The organism is Terrabacter ginsenosidimutans (assembly GCF_039539425.1).
Classification (GTDB): Bacteria; Actinomycetota; Actinomycetes; order Actinomycetales; family Dermatophilaceae; genus Terrabacter; species Terrabacter ginsenosidimutans.
Genome location: NZ_BAABDC010000017.1, coordinates 1 through 22,452, shown reverse-complemented (window position 1 = coordinate 22,452; position 22,452 = coordinate 1). Strand labels below are relative to the sequence as shown.

The window sequence follows — 22,452 nt, the reverse complement described above, 5'->3', positions numbered from 1 at the left end:
TACTTTCAAGGCATGGAGATGTTCCTGCACCACGTCCAGGTGTCCGGCCCCGCTGGGTGCGAGGACGACATGCGCGCCTTCTACGTCGATGTCCTCGGCATGACCGAGGTGGTCAAGCCCGAGCGGCTGCGGAGCCGGGGCGGAGCGTGGTTCCGGGCCGGCACGGCAGAGGTGCACGTCGGGATCGAGGACGGCTTCGTCCCCGCCCGCAAGGCCCATCCGGGGATCGCCGTCGCCGATGTCGAGGAGCTGGCTCGCCTCGTCGGGGCCGCCGGGGGCCAGGTCACGTGGGACGACAACATCCCGGGACTGCGCCGTTTCCACACCGCCGACCCCGTCGGCAACCGGCTGGAGTTCCAGCAGGCGCAGCCGTGACCGCGCGAGCCTCTCAGGCCTGCGCGGGGCCGCGCGGGGCCTCGCGGGTCTCGCGGGTCTCCAGCGGAGCGAGCATGCGCCGCAGCAGGCCGGCGAGCTGCGCCCGGTCGGCGGCCGAGAGCTCCGACAGGAGCGACTTCTCCTGCTCGATGAGGTCGGCCATCGCCGAGTCGACGACGTCGCGGCCTGCCGGGGTGAGGCGCACCAGCACCCCGCGCCGGTCGCCCGGGTCGGGGCGTCGATCGACGAGGCCGCTGCGCTCGAGCCGGTCGACTCGATTGGTCATCGTGCCCGACGTGACGAGCGTCTGCTGCACGAGCTGTCCGGGCGAGAGCTCGTACGGCTCGCCCGCGCGGCGCAGCGCCGAGAGCACGTCGAAGGCCCAGCCGTCGAGCAGGTGCTCGGAGAAGGCCGAGCCGCGCGCCAGGTCGAGCCGGCGTGCCAGTCGCGAGACCCGCGAGAGCACCTCCAGCGGCGACACGTCGAGGTCGGGGCGTTCCCGGCGCCAGGCCGCGACGATCTCGTCGACATCGTCGGCGGGCCTGCGGTCGGCGCTCATGGGCCAACTCTAGTGGCCATCAAGAGTCTTGACATCGAAAGAAACCGAGGACGACATGACACCTTTGCCAGGCCAGTCCGGCTCCGTTCCCGCCGCCGTCTCCGACGCCGTCCCTGACACCCGGCGCCGCTCGACGGACGCAGCCTGGGACCCGCGGCAGTACGCCGTCTTCTCCGGACACCGGGGCCGGCCCTTCGCCGACCTGCTCGCCCGCGTCGACGCCGATGCGCCCGGGCTCGTCGTCGACCTCGGCTGCGGTCCGGGGGAGCTGACCCTCGGCCTGGCCGAGCGCTGGCCCGACGCGCGGATCATCGGTGTCGACAGCTCACCCGAGATGCTCGATCGGGCGCGAGAGCTCGACGTCTCAGGGCGCGTCGAGTGGGTCGAGGCGAGCGCCGAGGACTGGGACCCCACCGAGTGCGGCGCGTCGATCGACGTGCTCGTCACCAACGCCACCCTCCAGTGGGTGCCCGGGCACCTGCGCCTCATCCCGGCCTGGGTCGCGAGCCTGGCGCCGGGCGGCATCTTCGCGATGCAGGTGCCCTCGAACTTCGACGCGCCCTCCCACCGACTCATGCGCGAGGTCGCCGGCCGCCAGCCTCGTGCCGCCGACCTCCGGCCCGGCCTCGACCGGGCGCGCGCCGTCGCCCGACCAGAGACGTATGCGGCGCTGCTGCTCGACCTCACCCCTGAGGTCGACGTGTGGCAGACGACGTACCAGCACGTGCTCGCGGCTGTTCCCGACGGCCCGCACCCGGTGCTCGAGTGGGTCCGTGGCACCGGCCTGCGGCCGGTGCTCGGCGTGCTGGAGGCGGACGAGCGCGAGCGGTTCGTGCGCGACTACGAGCGCGAGCTCGACACGGCATACCCTCGCAGGTCCTTCGGGGTGCTCTTCCCCTTCACGCGGACCTTCGCCGTCGCGCGCACGCCGCGCTGACCGGAGGATCTCAGGGCGGCGTGTCGCCGCGGTGGCGTTCCTGGGCCACGACCTCGGCGAGGTCGGCGAGGCGGTGGCGCTGCTGGAGCGGCCGGGCCACCCGGTGGTTGCCCTCGAGGCGCTCGGCGTTGCGGTCGAGGAAGGCCCAGTAGCCGGCGGTGAAGGGGCACGCGTCGTCGCCGACCCGCTTCTTCGGGTCGTAGCGGCAGCCGCCGCAGTAGTCGCTCATCCGGTTGAGGTAGGCGCCGCCCGACACGTAGGGCTTGGTCGCCATCGCCCCGCCGTCGGCGTGCTGGCTCATCCCGACGACGTTGGCCGGCATGACCCAGTCGTAGCCGTCGACGAAGCGGGACTGGAACCACTCGGTGAGGGCGTCCGGGTCGTAGCCCCGCTGCGCCGCCCAGTTGCCGAGGACCATGAGCCGCGGGATGTGGTGCACCCAACCGCGGTCGCGCACTCCGGCCAGGGCGTCCTGCAGGCAGGCGGCCTCGACGGCGTCGGCGTCGAGCCGGTCGAACCACTCCGGCAGCGGGGTGCGGGCCTGCAGGGTGTTGCGCCGCCGATAGGTCGGACCGAAGTGCCAGTAGAGGTGCCAGACGTACTCACGCCAACCGATGACCTGCCGCACGAAGCCCTCGACCGACGCGAGCGGCGCGTCACCGTCGCGGTAGGCCTGCGCAGCCCGGTCGACGACCTCGACGGGGTCGAGCAGCCCGAGGTTGAGCGGCACGGACAGGAGGCTGTGCGCCATGGCCCAGTCACCGCGGAGCATCGCGTCCTCGTGCGGGCCGAAGGCCCCGAGTCGGAGCGTCACGAAGCGCTCGAGGGCTGCCAGCGCCTCGCGGCGGGTCACGGCGAAGATGCGCGGCCCGTCAGCGCCCACGGGCGAGACGACCCCTTCGCGCGTCCACCGGTCGAGGTCGTCGCGCACCTCGGCGTCGATGTCGTCCTCACGTGGCCGGTAGGGCGACGGGACGTCGAGGCGTTCGGCGCCCTTGGGTGGGGGCTCGCGGTTCTCCTCGTCGAAGGACCATCGGCCGCCGACGGGCCGGTCGCCCTCGACGAGCAGGTCGAGCCGCTGGCGCTGGAAGCGGTAGAAGTCCTCCATCCGCAGCTGGCGCCGGTTGCCGGCCCACTGGGCGAAGTCGATGCGGGACAGGCTGTAGCCCGGTGTCGGGTCGACGGACTCGACCATCCCGGATGCCAGCAGCCGGCGCACGAGGCCGTCGGCGGCATACGACGTCGGCTCGTGCACGCTCACGGGCTCGCCCAGCTGACGCAGCGCCTCGGTGTAGGTGTCGGTGCGCAGCAGCACGGCCGAGTCGCCGAGCTCTGCCGCCCGGTGGCGCAGCGCTGACAGGACGAGGTGCAGCTTCTGGCGGTGGAACGGACGCCGCCCCAGAGCCCGATGGCTCTCGACGAGCAGGACGCCCTCGCGTCCCACGTCGAAGTGCGGCCCGAGCTGGTCGGCGAACAGCCAGCGTCTCGTCATCGGCTCATCATGGCCGAGACCGGCGACATCGCCGCGCCACCGTGTGCCAGGGTCGGCGCGGCCGGTCAGCCGCGGGTCTCGTGGCGGTAAACAGCGGGTCTGGTTGACGGCCACAGGGTCGGGTCAGGAAAAAAACTCCGTCAATTTCCGGCATTTTGCCCCCTTTCTGAAAACCGTGTCATGAAATGGGTCCTGGCACGTCATACAGATGACGGCACCGCAGGGGTCTCCCGCTTGGTCAGGGGAGGGAGTGACCCCTACGGGTTGTCTTCGGTGGTGCCGTCAGGTTTCGTCCTTCCGCGTGGTTTCGTGGAGGGGATCATTCGGAAGGACGAAACCTGCCCACCGTTCGGTGTGGAGCCCCGGCCCGTCAGTGGCTGGCGTGGCCCGCTGTCACCGTCCGGGCCCGTCCGGGCCCGTCCGGGCCCGTCCGGTTCGTCCTGATCGTGGTCCATTCGGCGTTCCGACTCGACGCCCGCCCCGCCGCTTGGCAGACTGACCCCCACCGGGGCAGGAGAAGGGCGAACGTTGTCGGCAGACGCGACCTTGTGGTCGAGCGAGGCATGGACCTCGGCCCCTGACGCCTACCTCCTCCGACGCACCCGTGAGGGCTCGGCGGAGGCTTTCGGCGAGCTCTGGCGTCGCCACCTGCCTGCTGCGTATGCCGTCGCCGGGCGACACCGGGGCCGCTCCGCGCCCGAGGACATCGTTGCCGAGGCCGCCGCCCGCGTGCTCGCGCTCATCCGCGACGGCCGGGGTCCCGACGAGCACTTCCGGGCCTACTTCCTCTCGGCCGTGCGGACCGTCGCCATCGACCAGGGCCGCCGCGACCTCCGGGCCGTGCCCACCGAGGCCGACGACCTCGATGAGCTCGCCGAGCCTCACGAGGACGCGTTCGCGTTGATCGCCGTCGACGACGAGGGGGTCGCGCTCGTCCGTCAGGCCTTCGCGGGGCTCTCGGAGCGCGACCAGCGGGTGCTGTGGCACACCACCGTCGAGGGCGCCGCGCCGCGTGCGGTCGCGCCGGCTCTCGGGATGACCGCCAACGCCGTCAGCGTCCGCGCGATGCGGGCCCGCGAGTCGCTCCGGGCGCTCTACCTCGATGCCCGGGCCCAGCGTGGGCTCGACGGCGCCGACACCGACGAGTGCCGCTGGACGGTGAACCACCTCGGCGCACTCGTGCGCGGACGGCTGCCGCGGCGGCAGACCGAGCGGGCCGAGGCGCACGTCGCGGGCTGCGCCCACGCGGCGGCCATCGCGGCCGACCTGCGCCAGCTGCACGACGGGTTTCCTTCGCTGCTCGTGCCACTCGTGCTCGCGGCGGGTCTCGGCACCCCGGGCTTCGTCGGAGTGGCCGCGCTCGCTGGGCTCTCCGGGAGCGCCGGGGCATCCTCGGGCGCACCGCTGGGCGTGTCGGGTTCGTCGGGTGCTTCCGGTCCGTCCGGTTCTTCCGGTTCGTCGAGTGCGCCCGGTTCGTCGAGTGCCTCAGGTGCGGGCGCAGTCGCAGAGGTCGCCAGCCAGGTGACCGCCCTGGTGGCAGGGCTCGCTGTCACGGCGGGGGTGGCGGGCGCGCTGGCGCTGCCGAGCTCCTCGCTCGCCGCGCCGTGGGCGGCGCCGGCGCCCACGATCTCGAGCGCCGCGCCGGCGGCACCCGGTTCGCGCTCGCCGGGCCTGTCGGGGTCGCCCGGAGCGGCTGGCGCGTCGGCGGGCTCCACGGGGCGATCTGGTCAGACCACCAGCGCCTCGGTCGTGCCCTCCGCCGTGGCTCTCACCGGCACCCCGACGGCTCTTCGGGCGCCTGCGGCGGACGTCCCGACAGCCACTCTCGCGGGGACGACGGCGCCACGGAGCGCGACGACCTCCGGTCGCGGCGCAGGCGCCGCAGGCAGTGGGGGAGCGGTCGGCCCCACGTCGGCGTCTCCGACCTCTCCGCCGACGACCCCGGTCCCGGCCAGCACGTCGCCGTCCGACCCGCCGGCGACGCCACCCGCCCCGTCCCCGACACCGCCGTCCACCACGCCTCCGGCGCCGCAGCCGGGTGGCAGCGAGCCGACCGTGACTGCGCGGCTCGTCTCCGCAGGCGACCCGGCGCGGATCTCCGTGCGCGTGCGCAGCCAGGTGACGGGTTCGCTGACGATCCGCATCAGCAACGCGTCCGCCTCCGGTGAGCTGACCATCCGCAACTCCAGCTGGGCGTGCGCGCAGGCCGGGGCGTGGACGGTGCGGTGCTCCGGAGGTCGTGGTCAGGCGTTGCTGGACCAGAGCGGTACGGGCGGGGTCGAGCCTGTCGTCGTGCGAGTCACCGACGCGACCGGTCAGACCTGGACCGAGACGCTCCGCCCCACCTGACACCGCCCCACCTGACGCCCGGCCGGCATCGGCACGGAGCCATCACTCTCGCAACGTCCTTCAGCGATGCGGGACGGTGACGAGCCGCGGTGACCGGTCGAGACCGGACAGCCCGTTCCAGGCGAGGTTGACGAGGTGCGCTGCCACCTGGTCCTTCTTGAACTTGCGGCGGTCGAGCCACCACTGTCCGGTCAACGCCACCATGCCGACGAGCATCTGCGCGTGGATCGGTGCCGACTTCGGGTCGAGCCCACGCTGCTTGAACTCTGCGGCGAGCAGGTGCTCGACCTGGACGGCGACGTCGCCGAGCACGCTCGCGAACGATCCCGTCGACTGCCCCGGCGGTGAGTCCCGCACGAGGATGCGGAAGCCCGCGGGGTCGCTCTCGATGTAGTCGAGCAGCGCAAGCGTGGCGCGCTCGAGCAGGACCCGTGCGCCCTCCGGTTCCTCGAGCGCCGCGCTGATGCCGCCCATCAGAGCTTGGATCTCGCGGTCGACGACGACGGCGTAGAGGCCCTCCTTGCCACCGAAGTGCTCGTAGACGACGGGCTTGGAGACGTTGGCCTTGGCCGCGACCTCCTCGACTGTCGTGGCCTCGAAACCCTTGTCGGCAAAGAGCTTGCGGCCGACGGCGATGAGCTGCTCGCGCCGCTCCGGGCCTGTCATCCGGGCTCGCGGGCGGGAGCGTTCGGCTCGGTCTGCTCGGTCGGCGGTCACTCACACAGTCTGGGGCATCCGGCGCCCTCGGGCAGCGCCGCCGCGCTCACGTCACCGCGGTGGCAGGGTCCTCGCTCTGCTCCCCGGGCAGGAGTCGAACCTGCGTCGCTTGTCCTGATTCAAAGTCAGGCGGGCCCTACCGACAGACCAACCGGGGAACGTCCCGACGGGCCGGGACGACCACAGGTTAGTGCAGTGCCGTGCGGTCCCCACCCCACGGCATACGCAGGGGGTGGGCTGCCGTCGAGATCAGGGAGGCTAGCCGCCGGCGAAGACGACGTCGACCCAGTAGTTGCTGGCCTGGAACGTGTTGTTCGGGAAGGTGCTGCTGCCGCCGTAGGCATAGGTGCCGTTGCCGCCACTGACACCGTCCTGAAGGGCGTGCAGGGGCGGGTTGTCGACGCCGGCCGTCGCGAAGGTGCTGTTGTCGCCGGCGTAGTGGCCGACCGGGGCGAAGTACGAGGCGACGTAGACGGTGCCCGCGGTGATCGCCACCGGGGTGGCGAAGTCGACCTCTTGCCAGCCGCTGGCGGTCTCGTTGGTGAACGTCGCCGAGGCGAGCTTGGTGCCGGTCGAGGTCCAGAGGGTGCCGGTGTGGGTGCCGGTGTTGCCGGTGCCCTTGTAGAAGCGGATGCCGGTGATCTGGCCGTTGACGTCGGACTTGAACTTGACCCCGAGCTCGACGCCGGAGCCGTCGGCGATGCTCGGGTTCGCCGGCGTGGCGGTGGTGGCCCAGATCGTGCAGGCGGTGCATCCGGTCACGACGGTTGGAGTGACGGTGTTGGAGAAGGTCGAGTCCGGGCCGGTACCGATGGCGTTGGTGGCCGAGACCTTGAAGCTGTATGCCGTGCCGTTGGTCAGGCCGGTGACCGTGGCCGTCGTCGCCGGCGGGCTGCCGCTGACGGTGGTGGTGGTCTGGGCGGTGGTGCCGACGTACGGGGTGACGGTGTAGCTCGTGATGGCGCTGCCGCCGTTGGAGGGCGCGGTCCAGGACACGGTGGCCTGCTGGTCGCCGGCCTTCGCGGTGACGCCCGTCGGCGCGCTCGGTGCAGTCGTGCTCCCGGAGAAGACGACGTCGACCCAGTAGTTGGTGGACTGGTAGGTGCTGGACGGGAAGGTGCTGCTGCCGCTGTACGTGTAGGTGCCGTTGCTGCCGCTCGTCCCGTCCTTGAGGGCGTGCAGGGGTGGGTTGTCGACGCCGGCCGTGGCGAAGGCGTTGGTGTCGCCGGCGTAGTGGCCGAGCGGGGCGAAGTACGAGGCGACGTAGACGGTGCCCGCGGTGATCGCGACCGGGGTGGCGAAGTCGACCTGTTGCCAGCCGGTCGCGGACTCGTTGGTGAACGTCGCGGAGGCGAGCTTGGTCCCGGTCGCGCTCCAGAGGGTGCCGGTGTGGACCCCGGTGTTGCCGGTGCCCTTGTAGAACCGAATGCCGGTGACCTGGCCGTTGACGTCGGACTTGAACTTCACCCCGAGCTCGACGGACGAGCTGTCGGCGATGCTGGGGTTGGCCGGGTTGGCGGTGACGGGCCAGATCGTGCAGTTCGTACAGCCGTTGCTCGCGGCCGGGGTGACGGCGGTGGAGGCGGCCGAGTCGGGTCCGGTGCCGATGGCGTTGGTGGCCGAGACCTTGAAGGTGTAGGCGGTGCCGTTGGTCAGGCCGGTGACGGTCGTGGTCGTGGCCGGCGGGCTGCCGCTGACGGTGGTCGGGGTGAGTGCGGTGGTCCCGGCGTACGGGGTGACGGTGTAGCTGGTGATGGCGCTGCCGCCGTTGGAGGGCGCGGTCCAGGACACGGTGGCCTGCTTGTCGCCGGCGGTGGCGGTGACGCCCGTCGGTGCGGCGGGCGCGGTCGGCCCGGTCGGGGTGACGGCGGTGGAGGCGGCCGAGTCGGGTCCGGTGCCGATGGCGTTGGTGGCCGAGACCTTGAAGGTGTACGCGGTGCCGTTGGTCAGGCCGGTGACGGTCGTGGTCGTGGCGGGCGGGCTGCCGCTGACGGTGGTCGGGGTGAGGGCGGTGGTCCCGGCGTACGGGGTGACGGTGTAGCTGGTGATGGCGCTGCCGCCGTTGGACGGCGCGGTCCAGGACACGGTGGCCTGCTTGTCGCCGGCGGTGGCGGTGACGCCCGTCGGTGCGGCGGGTGCGGTCGGCCCGGTCGGGGTGACGGCGGTGGAGGCGGCCGAGTCGGGTCCGGTGCCGATGGCGTTGGTGGCCGAGACCTTGAAGGTGTACGCGGTGCCGTTGGTCAGGCCGGTGACGGTCGTGGTCGTGGCCGGCGGGCTGCCGCTCACGGTCGTCGGGGTCTGGGCGGTGGTCCCGGCGTACGGGGTGACGGTGTAGCTGGTGATGGCGCTGCCGCCGTTGGACGGCGCGGTCCAGGACACGGTGGCCTGCTTGTCGCCGGCGGTGGCGGTGACGCCCGTCGGTGCGGCGGGTGCGGTCGGCCCGGTCGGGGTGACGGCGGTGGAGGCGGCCGAGTCGGGTCCGGTGCCGATGGCGTTGGTGGCCGAGACCTTGAAGGTGTAGGCGGTGCCGTTGGTCAGGCCGGTGACGGTGGTGGTCGTGGCGGGCGGGCTGCCGCTCACGGTGGTCGGGGTGCCGGCGGTGGTCCCGGCGTACGGGGTCACGGTGTAGCTGGTGATGGCGCTGCCGCCGTTGGCGGGCGCGGTCCAGGACACGGTGGCCTGCTTGTCGCCGGCGGTGGCGGTGACGCTCGTCGGTGCGGCGGGTGCGGTCGGCCCGGTCGGGGTGACGGCGGTGGAGGCGGCCGAGTCGGGTCCGGTGCCGATGGCGTTGGTGGCCGAGACCTTGAAGGTGTAGGCGGTGCCGTTGGTCAGGCCGGTGACGGTGGTGGTCGTGGCGGGCGGGCTGCCGCTCACGGTGGTCGGGGTGCCGGCGGTGGTCCCGGCGTACGGGGTCACGGTGTAGCTGGTGAGGGCGCTGCCGCCGTTGGCGGGCGCGGTCCAGGACACGGTGGCCTGCTTGTCGCCCGCGGTGGCGGTGACGCTCGTCGGTGCGGCGGGCGCGGTCGGCGCTGCCGTCACGGTGGAGAAGACGACGTCGACGTAGTAGCCCTCGGCTTGATAGGTGGAGTTCGGGAAGGCGCTGGAGGTGGTGTAGCGGTAGACGCCGTTGCCTCCGCTCACGCCGTCCTGCAGGGCGTGCAGGGGCGGGTTGTCGACGCCCGTGCTGAAGTAGAAGGAGTCCGCGGCGTAGTGGCCGTTGGGCGCGAAGAAAGAGGCGACGTAGACCGTGCCCGCGGAGATCGTCACCGGCGAGGCGAAGCTCACCTGCTGCCAGCCCGTAGCGGTCTCGTTGGTGAAGGTTGCCGAGGCGAGCTTGGTGCCCGTCGAGGTCCAGAGGCTGCCGACGTGGGTGCCGGTGTTGCCGCTGCCCTTGTAGAAGCGGATGCCGGTGATCTGCCCGTTGACGTCGGACTTGAACTTCGTGCCGAGCTCGGTCGAGTTGGTGTCTCCCTGGTCGATGGTCGACGGAACAGTCGAGGGGGTCCAGATGGTGCAGGGCGTGCAGGAGACCGCGACGGGCGTCACCGCGCTCGAGGCAGCGGAGTCCGGTCCCGTGCCCACCGTGTTGGTGGCCGACACCTTGAAGGTGTATGCCGTGCCGTTGGTCAGGCCGGAGACGTTCACCGTCGTGGCCGGCGGGTTGCCCGTGACCGTGGTGGGCGTCTGCGCCGTGGCGCCGACGTACGGGGTGACGGTGTACCCGGTGATGGGACTTCCGCCGTCCGGCGGCATGGCCCAGCTCACCAGCGCCGAGGCGTTCCCGGCCGTGGCGGTCACGCTGGTCGGAGCAGCCGGGGGCGTCGCGGCAGCCGTGCCTTGGCTGAACATGACGTCGACCCAGTAGTTGGTCGCGCTGTCGCTCGAGGTCGGGAACGCGCTGGTCGTGCTGTCGACGAACATGCCGTTGGTGGTGCCGTTGATGTTGCGCAGCGCGTGGAGCGGCGGACTGTCGACCCAGCCGCCGGCATACGGCCCGGGCGAGGGCGGTGGGTAGAGATAGTTCTCGTCAGCCGCAGTGTGCCCCTTCGGGGCGTAGTAGGACGCGACGTAGGTCGCGTTGGCGTTGATGGCGACCGGGCTCGCGAAGGAGACCTGCTGCCACCCGCTCGCGCTCTCGTTGGTGAAGGTCGCGGTCGCCAGCCTCGACCCGCTCGCGCTCCACAGGCTCCCGGTGTGGGTGCCGGTGTTGCCGGTGGACTTGTAGAAGCGGATCCCGGTGATGTACCCGGACGCCTCGGACCGGAACTTGATGCCGACCTCGCGCGCCGTCGCACTGCCCGAGTCGGCCACGCCGGGAGAGGCTCCGACGCCCCAGACGGAGCAGGTGCAGCCGATGGTCACGGGGACCCCCGCGGACGGTGTCTCGAGGTTGCCGCTGTCGTCCACGGCCCGCGACCGGATTGTGGTGCCGGGGTTGCCGTGGGCGACCCAGCTGTAGTTCCAGCTGGTGGTGCCGGTGGCCGGGTGCCAGGTCTTGCCGTTGTCCGTCGACACCTCGACGCCTGCCACGACGCCACCGGTGTCCGAGGCGGTCCCGGAGATGGTCAGCTTGCCACCGTCACCGAGGGTGGCACCGCTCGACGGTGTCGTGATTGCCGAGGTCGGCGCGGTCGTGTCGGTCGACGCGGTGGCGACGGTGAGGCCGCTCGCCAAGGCGTAGGGCTGGGCGCCCATGTCCGCGAACAGGTTCACCGTCGCCTGCTGCATGACGGGGTCCGGAGTCGAGCCGGGGTCACCGAGTCCCCACGACCACTGCACCGTTCCGGAACCGAACACGAGCGCGCCACTCGCGGCCTTGTACAGCGTGAGGTTGTGCGTCGCGGACTGGTTGGCCTGCGTGGTGCCCCCGTAGTCGGTGAAGATCTCCGCCGTGGTCGACGTCGTCGACGACAGGCGGAACGCGCCCGCCGGTCGGAACCCGTTGTCGGGGTCCATGTCCCACTCGTAGCCGAGGGTCCCCACCCCGGGCGCCAGGGTGCGGGTCTGGCCGGGAGCCAGGGACGCGACGGCCGTGTTGCGCCAGAACCGCAGCTTGGCGTACTGGGCCGGCACCTTGATGTCGGTGGTCCCGGAGTTGACGATGAACTGCTGCCCCGTCAACGAGTTCTGCGGGTTGCCGCCGTCTGCGGGCGGGCTGAAGCGAGGGTCCTGCCAGGTGCCCGTCCACGTCGGCGGGTCCTGGGGGTCGACCGGCCCGTCGTAGTGCGTCTCCTTGTAGCAGACCAGCGTGCGGTTCGCCGTGCTGGTGCCGTCGATGCTCGCCTGGAAGCGGGTCTTCCAGAAGACCTCGTTGCCGCTGAAGAAGGCGAGGTTGACGCCCGCGTCACGCGCGGCCTCGACGTTGGTCCGTTGGGTGCCCGACCAGTACTCGTCGTGCCCCACCGACAGGAACGTCTTGTGGTTGCGCAACAGCGCGCCCCCTGCCGTGGTCCCCGTGTCCACGCCGCTCGTGTAGGCAACGTCGTAGCCGTTCGCCTCGAGGAAACGGATCATGGGGTACTCGGCGTACATCAACCAGCTGCGTCCATTGTCGTCGGCTGCTGAGTGGAAGGGTCGGTTGTAGGACACCATCGAGGCGCCCTTGTAGGGGGCCGGGTTCCCCGGGGGGCAGCTGGTCGAGCAGGTGTAGAGGCTGTTGCCGCCGTACGTGTTGTAGGCCTGCCAGGTCTGGTCGGACGTCTGGACCAGCAGGTCCGAGTGGCTCGCGTCGTTGCGCACGACGAAGGGGATGAGGCTCGAGCCGCCGGTGTCGTTGCGCACGAGGTGCGCGAGGTAGACGCCCGAGACGGCGGTGCTCGGCACCGTCCACGAGGCCGAGACCGCCCAGTTGCCGCAGTCGACCAGCCCCGTGTTCGCCTGCGTCAGGCAGGACGGCTGCGTCTGGGGGAGCGTGGCCGACGGCAGCACGTTGGCGGCGATCTTGCGGGCCCCGTTGCCCTGGTAGTAGCCCATGCGGAGGATGTCGAGGTGGTAGGCCCTGGCGGGCGTGCTCACCTTGAACGTCACCGTCTCGCCGACGTTGACGCTCATCGCCGTCGCAAAGCCCTGGATCGTCGAGTCACCGGCCCCGCTGACCTGCCAGTCGCTGCCTGGGGTGCCCGTCTGGGTGTTCTCACAGGCGATGACACTCACCGCCGGGGGCCCGCAGGGACCCGCCGCGGCGGCTGGTCCGGCCAGAACGGCGGTCAGGGGCAGGAGCGCCCCGACGAGGGCCGCGACCGCGAGCACCGCTGTCCAACGCTGCTGGTCCCCGCCCCTTCGACGCCTCTGTGGGCCGTCACCCGAGAGCAGACGAGCACGGTCGATTCGAGCCGATGAGCGCATTGCTACCGCCTTCACCCCCCGGCACACGCCGTGCGCCGGCACCTCAGTACCTTGACGCGTCGTACGCGGCCGGGGTCCCCACCACCGGCCAACAGCGCCTGTTGCGAGCGTAGAACCCTGTCGCGCGATCCGAACCGAAACCCGTGAAGTTGGCCACGGTCGGGCCGGCGCCCCCGTGGCGGCGGCGGTGGCCGTGTGGCCCGCGGGTAGCATGGCCGAAGCGCACCCCGGCGCCCTCGCGGGCCGGGGTCGTCCGCACCCGAGTGGACCCGATCCAAAAAGGAGCTGCGCCCTGTGAGCGATCTACGGCCGACCGCCGTGATCGTCCTCGCCGCCGGTGAGGGCACACGCATGAAGTCCACGACCCCCAAGGTCCTCCACACGATCGGCGGCCGCAGCCTCGTGGCCCACGCGATCCGGGCCGCCCGGGGCACGAGCCCCCAGCACCTCGCCGTCGTCGTGCGCCACGAGCGCGACCGCGTCGCCGAGCACGTACGGCTGGTCGACCCCGAGGCGGTCGTCGCTGACCAGGACGACGTCAAGGGCACCGGCCGCGCCGTCGAGTGCGCCCTCGATGCGCTGCCGGCCGACCTGGGTGGCACCGTCGTCGTCACGTACGGCGACGTCCCCTTGCTGACGAGCGAGACCCTCCAGGGCCTCGTCTCGGCGCACCACGCGTCCGGCAACGCCGTCACGGTCATCACCGCGACCCTCGAGGACCCCACCGGCTACGGGCGCGTCATCCGCGACGCCGAGGGCGCGGTCGTGGCGATCGTCGAGCAGAAGGACGCCGACGAGCAGCAGCGCGCGATCCGTGAGGTCAACAGCGGCCTGTACGCGTTCGACGCGGCGGTCCTGCGGGAGGCCCTCGCCGAGGTCGGCACCGACAACGCCCAGGGCGAGAAGTACCTCACCGACGTCGTCGCGATCGCCCGCGCCCGGGGCCTGGCGGTCCACGCCCACCTGGTCGCCGATCTGTGGCAGACCGAGGGGGTCAACGACAAGGTGCAGCTGGCCCGACTCGGGGCGGAGCTCAACCGTCGCACCGTCGAGCAGGCCATGCGCGACGGCGCCATCGTCATCGACCCGGCCACGACGTGGCTCGACACCGACGTGACCATCGGCCCCGACACCGTCGTGCGTCCCGGCACGCAGATCCTCGGCGCGAGCACCATCGGGCGTGACTGCGTCATCGGCCCCGACACGACCCTGACCGACGTCGAGGTCGGCGACGGGGCGAGTGTGGTCCGCACGCAGGCCGAGCTCGCCGAGATCGGTGCCGGCGCCACTGTCGGACCCTTCTCCTACCTGCGCCCGGGCACCCGGCTCGGCGCCGAAGGCAAGATCGGTGGCTTCGTCGAGACGAAGAACGCCGACATCGGTGCCGGCGCCAAGGTGCCGCACCTGACCTACTGCGGCGACGCGACGATCGGTGAGGGTGCCAACATCGGTGCGGGCACGATCTTCGCCAACTACGACGGCGTGACGAAGGGCCACACGAACGTCGGGGCGCACAGCTTCGTCGGGAGCAACTCGGTGATCGTCGCCCCGCGCACGATCGCCGACGGCGCCTACGTCGCAGCCGGGTCGGCGGTCGTCAGCGACGTCGGCCCCGGCCAGCTCGCCGTGACGCGAGCCCAGCAACGCAACGTCGACGGCTGGGTCGCCCGCCGCCGCGCCGGCACGAAGACCGACGACGCGGCTCGGACGGCGCTGGCCGCGCCGGCCGCCGCGTCGAGCGAGACAACACAGGGCCAGCCGACCACCGAGACGAAGGACGCCCGACGATGAGCGGCATCAACAAGACGACCGAGAAGCACCTCATGGTCTTCTCCGGACGGGCGCACCCGCAGCTCGCCCAGGAGGTCGCCAAGGCGCTCGGCACGGACCTCGTGCCGACCTCGGCCTACGACTTCGCCAACGGCGAGATCTACGTGCGCTACGAGGAGTCGGTGCGCGGCTCGGACGCCTTCGTCATCCAGAGCCACACCGCTCCGATCAACGAGTGGATCATGGAGCAGCTCATCATGATCGACGCGCTCAAACGGGCCTCCGCCAACAGCATCACCGTGGTGCTGCCCTTCTACGGCTACGCCCGACAGGACAAGAAGCACCGCGGCCGCGAGCCGATCTCGGCCCGGCTCATGGCCGACCTGTTCAAGACGGCCGGCGCCAACCGGCTCATGGCGATCGACCTGCACACCGCGCAGATCCAGGGCTTCTTCGACGGCCCCGTCGACCACCTCATGGCGATGCCGATCCTCGCCGACTACGTCGGGAAGAAGTACGGCCACCTCGACCTCGCCGTCGTCTCACCCGACGCCGGCCGCATCAAGGTCGCCGAGGACTGGAGCTCACGACTCGGCGGCGCTCCGCTCGCCTTCATCCACAAGACGCGTGACATCAACCGGCCCAACGAGGTCGTCGCCAACCGCGTCGTCGGCGAGATCAAGGGCCGCACCTGCGTCCTCGTCGACGACATGATCGACACCGCCGGCACCATCACCAAGGCCGCCGACGCCCTGATGGACCAGGGCGCCGCGGGCGTCATCATCGCCGCCACGCACGCGATCCTCTCGGGCCCGGCCGTCGACCGCCTCAAGGCGTGCAAGGTCGAGGAGGTCATCGTCACGAACACCCTGCCGATCCCCGACGACCGCCGCTTCGACAAGCTCGAGGTCCTCTCCATCGCCCCGCTCGTCTCGATGGCGATCAGGGAGGTCTTCGAGGACGGCTCGGTCACGAGCCTCTTCGACGGAAAGGCCTGAGCTACCGCCACACGACGAAGGGGCGTATGCTGTCAGCCCCGCTTGACGGCATACGCCCCTTCGTCGTGGTCGGGTCCCCTCAGGCTCGCGCGGACCGGCGGGCGCGGTAGGCAGCCGTGTGGGCGCGGGCCGCGCAGCCGCCCTCGCAGAAGCGGCGTGAGCGGTTGCGCGACAGGTCGAGGACGACGTCGTCGCAGTCGGCGGCCTCGCACACGCGCAGGCGGCCCAGTTCGCCCGCCCGCACGACGTCGATGAGGGCGATCGCGGCCTCGACGGCCATCCGGCGGGCGAGCGGCGCGTCGGCCGGGGTGGCGTGGACGTGCCAGCCGACATCGTCGTGGTCGACGAGCTGCGGGACGGCCCGGGCCTCGGCGAGCAGCTCGTTGACGAGGGCGACGACACCCGCCTCGTCGTGCTCCCAGAAGCCTCGGAGCCGGGGACGCAGGGCGCGGACGGCCTCGAGCTCGGCGGCATCCCGGTCGAAGCGACCCGTCCACCCCTGCTCACGGAAGAGCGCCTCCAGCTCGTCCGGCGTCGTCAGGCGGTCGGGGGCGTCGTCGCCGGGGACGGAGCCGGGCATCGTGTTGACGAGGGCGGCGGCGGCCGCCAGGGCAAGGTCGGTGTCATGGGTGAAAAGCATGTTGACTCCTGACGGCGACGGTCGCTACTGTCATGAGTCTAATCAGTTTTGGTAATGACATCAGCCGGCGGCTCCTGACCGTCGGTAGGAGTGCCGAGGACGGGTCATGGCGGAACAGGTCGAGGTCGGGACATCCGCGGTCATCGCGTCGAGCGGGCGCAGCGGGGTGTCCTCGTCCCGTCCGTCCCGCCCGGACCGCCACCCGCTCGTGGGGCTCGGCGTGGCCCTCGTGTCGGCGGCGGCCTTCGCCACGTCCGGAGCCTTCGGCAAGTCCCTCCTCGTCGGCGGGTGGTCGCCCGGCGCGGTCGTGACGATGCGCATCACCCTGGCCGCCGTCGTCCTGCTCGGTCCCGCACTGTGGTCGCTGCGCGGTCGGTGGACAGCCTTGCGCCGCAACGCCTGGGTGGTCGTCGGCTACGGCCTCACCGGGGTCGCCGGCTGCCAGCTCGCCTACTTCAACGCCGTCACCCATCTCTCCGTGGGGGTGGCCCTGCTGCTCGAGTACCTCGCCCCGGTCCTCATCGTCGGCTGGCTCTGGCTGCGGCACCGCCAGGCCCCCCGGCGCCTCACCCTCGCCGGCGTGGCTCTCGCGGTCGCGGGCCTGCTCCTCGTCCTCGACGTCCTCGGCGGCGCGCACGTCGACCTCGTCGGCGTCCTCTGGGGCCTCGGGGCCGCCATCTGCCTCGTGCTCTACTTCCTGCTCGCCGACCACGTCGACGACGACGTGCCGCCGCTCGCCCTCGCCGGGGGAGGCCTGGCGGTCGGCGCGGTGTCCCTGGGGCTCGCCGGCCTCGTCGGGGTGCTCGACATGAGCCGCGGCGCAGCTCGTGTGCCGCTCGGCGATGTCGTCGTGGACTGGTGGGTGCCCGTGCTCGTCATCGCCCTCGTGGCCGCGGCCTTCGCCTATGTCACGGGGATCGCGGCCGTGCGGATGCTCGGCGCCAAGGTCGCCTCGTTCGTGGCGCTGACCGAGGTGCTCTTCGCCGTGCTCTTCGCGTGGCTCGTGCTCGCCGAGCTGCCGACTCCGGTCCAGCTGGTCGGCGGGGTGCTCATCGTCGCGGGGCTCGTGGCGGTGCGTGCCGACGAGGCGCGAGGCGGTGGCCCGATCGACGAGACACCGCTCACGCAGCCCTGCCCGATCCCGTGAGGCCCACCTAGGCTGCCCCCATGAGCTGGCGCACCGGCGCGGCCGCGGCGCTGGCCGCCGCCCTCCTCCTTGCCGGCTGCGTGACGCCCGGGCCCGACCCGGGTCCGGCCACGTCGTCCACGGGAACCTCCAGCGCATCATCCAGCGCGTCATCCAGCGCGCCGCCCAGCTCGTCGTCTGCGCCGGGCCCGACCGTGTCCTCGACACCCGGCTCGGTGCACCTCACGGCCGCCGGTGACTACGGTTCCGACCCCGTCAGGGCTGCGGGCGTCCTGACGGCCCTGGGCCGTGCCGGCCAGGACGCCCACCTCGCCCTCGGTGACCTCTCCTACGGCGAAGCCGCGCAGGAGGGAGCGTGGTGCGACCTCGTCACCTCCAAGGTCGGGCGGAGTCTGCCGTTCGAGCTGGTGTCGGGCAACCACGAGAGCGACGGCGAGAACGGCTCCATCGACGCCTTCGCCTCCTGCCTGCCGAACCGGCTCCCGGGGCTGGTGGGGACCTACGGCCGCGAGTACTACGTCGACCTCCCGCAGCGGGCACCCGTGGTCCGCGTCCTCATGGTCTCCCCGGGGCTGACCTTCCCCGACGGGGACTGGGACTACGCCGTGGGCTCGGACCACTATGCGTGGACCGAGCGCGCGATCGACGGGGCGCGTGCCGCCAAGATCCCCTGGGTCGTCGTCGGCATGCACAAACCGTGCCTGTCGCTGGGCCAGTACGCCTGCGACATCGGGCCCGACCTGCTCCACCTGCTCGTCTCCAAGCGGGTGGACCTCGTGATGTCCGGCCACGAGCACCTCTACCAGCGCACCGCGCAGCTGGCCGAGGGGGCGCAGTGCACCCGCATCGCGATCGACTCCTTCCTGCCCGGCTGCGTCGTCGACCGCACCCGCTCCCTCACTGCCGGCGCCGGCACCGTCTTCGTCACCGCGGGAACCGGCGGCGCTGTCCTGCGGCCGGTCTCGACGTTCGACTCGGAGGCTGGGTACTTCGCGGCCAGCGCCGGCTCGGGCACCGAGCCCCCGGCATACGGCTACCTCGACCTGCGGGCCACCGCCCGGAACCTGCGCGTCTCGCTCGTGCGCAGCGTCGGCGGCTCGAGCGCCGACGCGTTCGTGCTGACCCGTCGCGGAGCGCCCCCGTCGCCCTGACGGACGGGATTTCGTGGCCGGGGCCGGCGTCCCGTAAGATCGACCAGTTGCCTCGGCGAGGGACGGTGCACGGCTGCCACGGCAGGGCGTGACGAGGTCCGTGATCGACGCGGTGGCCTGACGTGGAGCTCCATGGTCGGGTTCGCCTCTGCGTGCGGACCACAGACGACCTGCTCCGTCACTGCCGATCACCGCGCGTCGTCCCGCGTCGAGGCCGACCACCCAGAGACCGCCTCATCCGAGATACCCAGGAGATCCCCGTGTCCGACAACACCAAGCTCGTCGCCGAGAAGCGCACCGACTTCGGCAAGGGCGCCGCCCGCAAGATCCGCCGCGCCGGCAACATCCCCGCCGTCATGTACGGCCACGGCACCGAGCCGGTGCACATCTCGCTGCCCGGCCACGACACGATGATGGCCCTCAAGACGGCCAACGCCCTGCTCACCATCGTCATCGACGGCGACGAGCAGCTGGCGCTCGCCAAGGACGTCCAGCGCGACGCGATCAAGCCGGTCATCGACCATGTCGACCTCGTCGTCGTCCGCAAGGGCGAGAAGGTCACCGTGGACGTCGCCGTGCACCTCGAGGGCGAGGCCGCTCCCGAGACCGTCGTCACGCTCGACCACAACACGCTCCAGGTCGAGGCGCTCGCCACGAACATCCCCGAGAACGTCGTCGTCTCCGTCGAGGGCCTCGAGGCCGGCACGCAGATCCTCGCCGGCGCCGTCGAGCTGCCCGAGGGCTCGACACTCATCACGGATGCCGAGGCTCTGGTCGTCAACGTGACGCAGGCCATCTCCGCCGAGGCCCTCGAGGCCGAGCTCGCCGAGGCCGAGGCCGAGGCCGGCATCGAGCGCGAGGAGTCCGACGAGGAGGCCGCCGAGGCCGCCGAGGGCGAGGCTGCCGAGGGCGCCGAGGCCAAGGCCGAGGGCGACGAGGCCTGAGGCTTCCCCCTCCGCGGCGCACCGGGCGCCGCGACCCACGCACGACCACGCGTCCACGGGTCCCGTCCGAGCTCAGGCTCGGCCGGGGCCCGTGCCCGCACCTCGACACTGACCACCGACAACTGACCACCGAACGGGGCACCGCATGGACACCTGGCTCGTCGTCGGGCTCGGCAACCCCGGACCCGGCTATGCCGGCAACCGGCACAACGTCGGGGCGATGACCGTCGACGAGCTCGCCGGACGTGCTGTCGGTGGCCGCGCCTCGTTCAAGGCGCACAAGGCTGCGCGAGCCCGAGTCGCGGAGGCGCGCCTGCGGGTCGGCGGTCCCAAGGTCGTCCTGGCCGTGCCCTCGATGTTCATGAACGAGTCCGGCGCCGCCGTGGCCGGCCTCTCGAAGTACTACGACGTGCCGGCCGACCGCATCGTCGTGCTCCACGACGAGCTCGACATCGACGCCGGTCTCGTCCGGCTCAAGCAGGGCGGCGGCGAGGGCGGCCACAACGGCCTGCGCTCCATCTCCCGCTCCATCGGCACGCGCGACTACCTCCGCGTCCGGCTCGGCATCGGCCGCCCACCCGGTCGCCAGGACCCCGCCGACTACGTGCTCAAGGACTTCTCCAAGGCCGAGCGCACCGACGTCCTGCCCTTCCTGCTCGACGAGGGAGCCGACGCCGTCGAGGCGCTGCTGGAGGTCGGGTTGCTCGACGCGCAGCAGCGCTTCCACGCCCCCCGCTGACACCGCAGCTTCTTGTTCCGGACGTCTGGACGTCCTGTGACGTACGCGACGAACCGACCACCGGGCCACGGCTGGATCGGCCAATCACCCCCTCGGCGCGATGATGTCGTGTCAGGCTGCTCGGGACAGTGAGGCGCCTCGGTCTCGGGAGGCCGACCGCCGTTCCAATGCATTCAAGGGGTGGCGCATGACCACGACAGGCGACGTCCGACGTCCGACGCGGGGTGGGCGCGAGATCGCCATGGCACTGCCGTGGTTCGACGAGCGCGAGGTCGTGGCGGCCGCAGCCGCCGTCCAGTCGGGCTGGGTGAGCCAGGGCGCCCGCGTCATCGAGTTCGAGAGCGCGATCGCGGACCTCGTCGAGGCGCCGTACGCCGTTGCGGTGTCGAGCTGCACGGCTGCCCTGCATCTCGGGATGGTGGCCTACGGAATCGGTCCCGGTGACGACGTCCTCGTCCCGTCCCTGTCCTTCGTCGCGACGGCGAACGCGGTGCGCTACGTCGGGGCACGGCCGATCTTCGCGGACGTCGAGCCCCGGCACCACAACGTCACCGCAGCGACTCTAGAGGCGGCCCTGACGCCGGCCACGAGGGCCATCATCGCCGTGGACCAGTACGGGACGCCGGCGGACATCGAGCCCATCCGGGCGCTTGCCCGCCGTCGTGGCCTCGCCCTGGTCGAGGATGCCGCCTGCGCCGTGGGCAGCACCTACCGCGGTCGTCCAGTCGGCGCGGACAGCGAGTTCGCCGCCTTCTCGTTCCACCCCCGCAAGATCCTCGTAACCGGCGAGGGCGGGATGATCACCACCGGCGATGCCGAGCTGGCGGAGAGACTACGACGGCTGCGGCAGCACGGCATGAGCGTGAGCACCTTCGACCGCCACCACGAGCATCGCCCCGTCATGGAGCAGTACCTCGAGACGGGCTACAACTACCGCCTCACCGACATCCAGGCGGCGATCGGCGTCGTCCAGGCGGCAAAGCTTCCGAGCATGGTCCGCAGACGCCGCGAGCTCGCCCGGCGCTACCACGAACTGCTCGGTGGGGTGCCGGGCCTCGAGATGGTGACTGATCCCGAGCACGGCGAGACGAACTACCAGACGTTCTGGGTGATGCTGCCCGACGGCTACCCGGTCTCGAGGGACACCCTGCTGGCGATCCTCAAGCGTTACGGGATCAACGCCAGGCACGGCATCCCGTGCGCGCACCACGAGCCTGCCTTCAGCGACCTCGACCCGGTCGCCCTGCCTGTCTCGGAGCACATCGCGCAGCAGTCGATCCTCCTGCCGCTGTTCCACAACCTCAGTGATGACGACCAGCAGCGGATCGCAGACGTCATCTGCGGCGTGTGGGCCGACCCCCGCAGCTTCCTGGACTGATCTCGTGTCGTCGCACGCGTCGACTCGAATCTCGTCGACGGCCTTCATCGGCCCTGGCGTGGAGCTCGGGGCGGACGTCTCGATCGGCCCGTTCGCCGTGCTCGTCGGGCCGACTCGCATCGGTGACCACGTGCGCATCGGTGCGGGTTCCCACGTCGGAGGCGCCCCGGAGATCGCCTCGGTCCGCCAGAACGACGCGTGGGACGGCGACCTCGACCACTTCGAGGTGGTCGTCGGCGACCACACCGTGCTGCGCGACCACGTGGTCATCCACCACGGCAGCGTGCGCCCGACGGTGGTGGGCTCCGGGTGTCAGCTCTTCAGCCGCACCTACGTCGCGCACGACGTCCACGTGGGTGACGGTGTGACGCTCTCGGCGGGCGTGAGCCTCGGCGGCCACGTCACCGTGCGCCCCGGGGCAAACCTCGGCCTCAACGTCAGCGTCCACCAACGACGCGTGGTGGGGGCGCTGGCGATGGTGGGGATGGGTACTCCCGTCGTCCGGGACGTGCCGCCGTTCGCCACGGTCTACGGGGTGCCGGCGCGGGTGCAGGGCGTCAACCGGTTCGGGATGCAGCGGGCCGGGATCTGCGCCGAGGAGGTCGATGCGGTCGCGGAGCTGCTGGCATCGCGGGCCGCGCCCAACGCGGGCCTCATGCTGTCCGCCCGGGTGCGTGCCGAGCTCGACTGGTGGTCCGCCCTGTCGCACCGGATCGACATGCCGACGGCCTCCTGAGTCCGCCGCTCGATGTGGCGCGGCCCTGTCCACGGCTGCCGCCCGCATCTAGATGTACTGACCCGACAGGTTGGTTAAGCGGGTGATGGGTGGCTTGTTCCCGCACGCGGTGTGGGGTCGGTGGTGGTTGTACTCGTGGAGCCATGCTCGCAGAGCAGCTCGTCGTTCCTCTTCG

17 protein-coding genes and 1 tRNA gene are annotated in these 22,452 nt (G+C 71.6%); 11 read left to right on the top strand and 7 right to left on the bottom strand.

What is annotated here, in order from left to right; genetic code table 11:
* The first annotated feature begins 12 nt into the window (after window positions 1-12).
* Window positions 13-375, top strand: coding sequence for a VOC family protein (locus tag ABD831_RS22090; protein WP_344952246.1), 363 nt, complete (start codon window positions 13-15; stop codon window positions 373-375).
* Window positions 376-388: 13 nt separating this feature from the next.
* On the opposite strand, the gene ABD831_RS22085 is transcribed toward ABD831_RS22090, so the two are convergent.
* The gene (locus ABD831_RS22085) at window positions 389-934 is read right to left on the bottom strand and encodes a MarR family winged helix-turn-helix transcriptional regulator (protein WP_344952243.1); all 546 of its coding nucleotides are present in this window, start codon (window positions 932-934) and stop codon (window positions 389-391) included.
* Between the two features lie 55 nt (window positions 935-989).
* Here ABD831_RS22085 and ABD831_RS22080 point away from each other — a divergent pair, with 55 nt between their 5' ends.
* Window positions 990-1,871, top strand: coding sequence for a methyltransferase domain-containing protein (locus tag ABD831_RS22080; RefSeq protein WP_344952241.1), 882 nt, complete (start codon window positions 990-992; stop codon window positions 1,869-1,871).
* A 10-nt stretch (window positions 1,872-1,881) separates the two neighbouring features.
* Here ABD831_RS22080 and ABD831_RS22075 read toward each other — a convergent pair whose 3' ends face one another.
* Window positions 1,882-3,363, bottom strand: coding sequence for a cryptochrome/photolyase family protein (locus ABD831_RS22075; RefSeq protein ID WP_344952239.1), 1,482 nt, complete (start codon window positions 3,361-3,363; stop codon window positions 1,882-1,884).
* A gap of 528 nt (window positions 3,364-3,891) precedes the next feature.
* On the opposite strand from ABD831_RS22075, the gene ABD831_RS22070 reads away from it, so the two are divergent.
* A complete protein-coding gene (locus tag ABD831_RS22070; RefSeq protein WP_344952237.1) occupies window positions 3,892-5,712 on the top strand; it encodes an RNA polymerase sigma factor in 1,821 nt (606 codons plus the stop codon).
* A gap of 60 nt (window positions 5,713-5,772) precedes the next feature.
* On the opposite strand, the gene ABD831_RS22065 is transcribed toward ABD831_RS22070, so the two are convergent.
* The 3 genes from ABD831_RS22065 to ABD831_RS22055 form a co-directional block, all read right to left on the bottom strand.
* Window positions 5,773-6,378 carry a TetR family transcriptional regulator gene (locus ABD831_RS22065; protein ID WP_142179666.1) on the bottom strand — a complete coding sequence of 202 codons (606 nt, stop codon included), beginning with the start codon at window positions 6,376-6,378 and terminating at the stop codon, window positions 5,773-5,775.
* A 130-nt stretch (window positions 6,379-6,508) separates the two neighbouring features.
* Window positions 6,509-6,587 (bottom strand) — tRNA-Gln (locus tag ABD831_RS22060).
* A gap of 100 nt (window positions 6,588-6,687) precedes the next feature.
* Complete coding sequence (locus ABD831_RS22055; protein ID WP_344952234.1) at window positions 6,688-12,678, bottom strand: DUF4082 domain-containing protein; 5,991 nt, start codon at window positions 12,676-12,678, stop codon at window positions 6,688-6,690.
* 390 nt (window positions 12,679-13,068) lie between these two features.
* Here ABD831_RS22055 and glmU point away from each other — a divergent pair, with 390 nt between their 5' ends.
* Window positions 13,069-14,565, top strand: a complete 1,497-nt coding sequence (glmU, locus tag ABD831_RS22050) for a bifunctional UDP-N-acetylglucosamine diphosphorylase/glucosamine-1-phosphate N-acetyltransferase GlmU (protein ID WP_344952231.1) — start codon at window positions 13,069-13,071, stop codon at window positions 14,563-14,565.
* The gene (locus tag ABD831_RS22045) at window positions 14,562-15,542 is read left to right on the top strand and encodes a ribose-phosphate diphosphokinase (RefSeq protein WP_344952229.1); all 981 of its coding nucleotides are present in this window, start codon (window positions 14,562-14,564) and stop codon (window positions 15,540-15,542) included. Before glmU ends, ABD831_RS22045 begins: the two co-directional genes overlap by 4 nt.
* Before the next feature lie 79 nt (window positions 15,543-15,621).
* Here ABD831_RS22045 and ABD831_RS22040 read toward each other — a convergent pair whose 3' ends face one another.
* Window positions 15,622-16,182 (bottom strand): CGNR zinc finger domain-containing protein, encoded by a 561-nt coding sequence (locus ABD831_RS22040; RefSeq protein WP_344952227.1) that lies wholly within the window; start codon window positions 16,180-16,182, stop codon window positions 15,622-15,624.
* Window positions 16,183-16,288: 106 nt separating this feature from the next.
* On the opposite strand from ABD831_RS22040, the gene ABD831_RS22035 reads away from it, so the two are divergent.
* The 6 genes from ABD831_RS22035 (at window position 16,289) to ABD831_RS22010 (ending at window position 22,277) form a co-directional block, all read left to right on the top strand.
* Window positions 16,289-17,329 carry an EamA family transporter gene (locus ABD831_RS22035; RefSeq protein ID WP_344952224.1) on the top strand — a complete coding sequence of 347 codons (1,041 nt, stop codon included), beginning with the start codon at window positions 16,289-16,291 and terminating at the stop codon, window positions 17,327-17,329.
* Window positions 17,330-17,349: 20 nt separating this feature from the next.
* Window positions 17,350-18,480, top strand: a complete 1,131-nt coding sequence (locus ABD831_RS22030) for a metallophosphoesterase (protein ID WP_344952221.1) — start codon at window positions 17,350-17,352, stop codon at window positions 18,478-18,480.
* Window positions 18,481-18,740: 260 nt separating this feature from the next.
* Window positions 18,741-19,424: a 50S ribosomal protein L25/general stress protein Ctc gene (locus tag ABD831_RS22025; protein ID WP_344952219.1), complete on the top strand. Its 684-nt coding sequence runs from the start codon at window positions 18,741-18,743 to the stop codon at window positions 19,422-19,424.
* A gap of 145 nt (window positions 19,425-19,569) precedes the next feature.
* Complete coding sequence (pth, locus tag ABD831_RS22020) at window positions 19,570-20,163, top strand: aminoacyl-tRNA hydrolase (protein WP_344952216.1); 594 nt, start codon at window positions 19,570-19,572, stop codon at window positions 20,161-20,163.
* A gap of 187 nt (window positions 20,164-20,350) precedes the next feature.
* Window positions 20,351-21,541, top strand: a complete 1,191-nt coding sequence (locus ABD831_RS22015) for a DegT/DnrJ/EryC1/StrS family aminotransferase (RefSeq protein WP_344952213.1) — start codon at window positions 20,351-20,353, stop codon at window positions 21,539-21,541.
* Window positions 21,542-21,545: 4 nt separating this feature from the next.
* Window positions 21,546-22,277, top strand: coding sequence for an acyl-ACP--UDP-N- acetylglucosamine O-acyltransferase (locus tag ABD831_RS22010; protein WP_344952210.1), 732 nt, complete (start codon window positions 21,546-21,548; stop codon window positions 22,275-22,277).
* Window positions 22,278-22,325: 48 nt separating this feature from the next.
* On the opposite strand, the gene ABD831_RS22005 is transcribed toward ABD831_RS22010, so the two are convergent.
* Window positions 22,326-22,452: integrase core domain-containing protein (locus ABD831_RS22005; protein WP_344952272.1), on the bottom strand; the 127-nt coding region annotated here is incomplete at its 5' end.

Coding starts and splice junctions, on each gene's coding strand:
- ABD831_RS22090 (WP_344952246.1), top strand. CDS start 13: ATGGAGATGTTCCTGCACCACGTCCAGGTGTCCGGCCCCGCTGGGTGC.
- ABD831_RS22085 (WP_344952243.1), bottom strand. CDS start 934: ATGAGCGCCGACCGCAGGCCCGCCGACGATGTCGACGAGATCGTCGCG.
- ABD831_RS22080 (WP_344952241.1), top strand. CDS start 990: ATGACACCTTTGCCAGGCCAGTCCGGCTCCGTTCCCGCCGCCGTCTCC.
- ABD831_RS22075 (WP_344952239.1), bottom strand. CDS start 3,363: ATGACGAGACGCTGGCTGTTCGCCGACCAGCTCGGGCCGCACTTCGAC.
- ABD831_RS22065 (WP_142179666.1), bottom strand. CDS start 6,378: ATGACAGGCCCGGAGCGGCGCGAGCAGCTCATCGCCGTCGGCCGCAAG.
- ABD831_RS22045 (WP_344952229.1), top strand. CDS start 14,562: ATGAGCGGCATCAACAAGACGACCGAGAAGCACCTCATGGTCTTCTCC.
- ABD831_RS22040 (WP_344952227.1), bottom strand. CDS start 16,182: ATGCTTTTCACCCATGACACCGACCTTGCCCTGGCGGCCGCCGCCGCC.
- ABD831_RS22035 (WP_344952224.1), top strand. CDS start 16,289: ATGGCGGAACAGGTCGAGGTCGGGACATCCGCGGTCATCGCGTCGAGC.
- ABD831_RS22030 (WP_344952221.1), top strand. CDS start 17,350: ATGAGCTGGCGCACCGGCGCGGCCGCGGCGCTGGCCGCCGCCCTCCTC.
- pth (WP_344952216.1), top strand. CDS start 19,570: ATGGACACCTGGCTCGTCGTCGGGCTCGGCAACCCCGGACCCGGCTAT.
- ABD831_RS22015 (WP_344952213.1), top strand. CDS start 20,351: ATGACCACGACAGGCGACGTCCGACGTCCGACGCGGGGTGGGCGCGAG.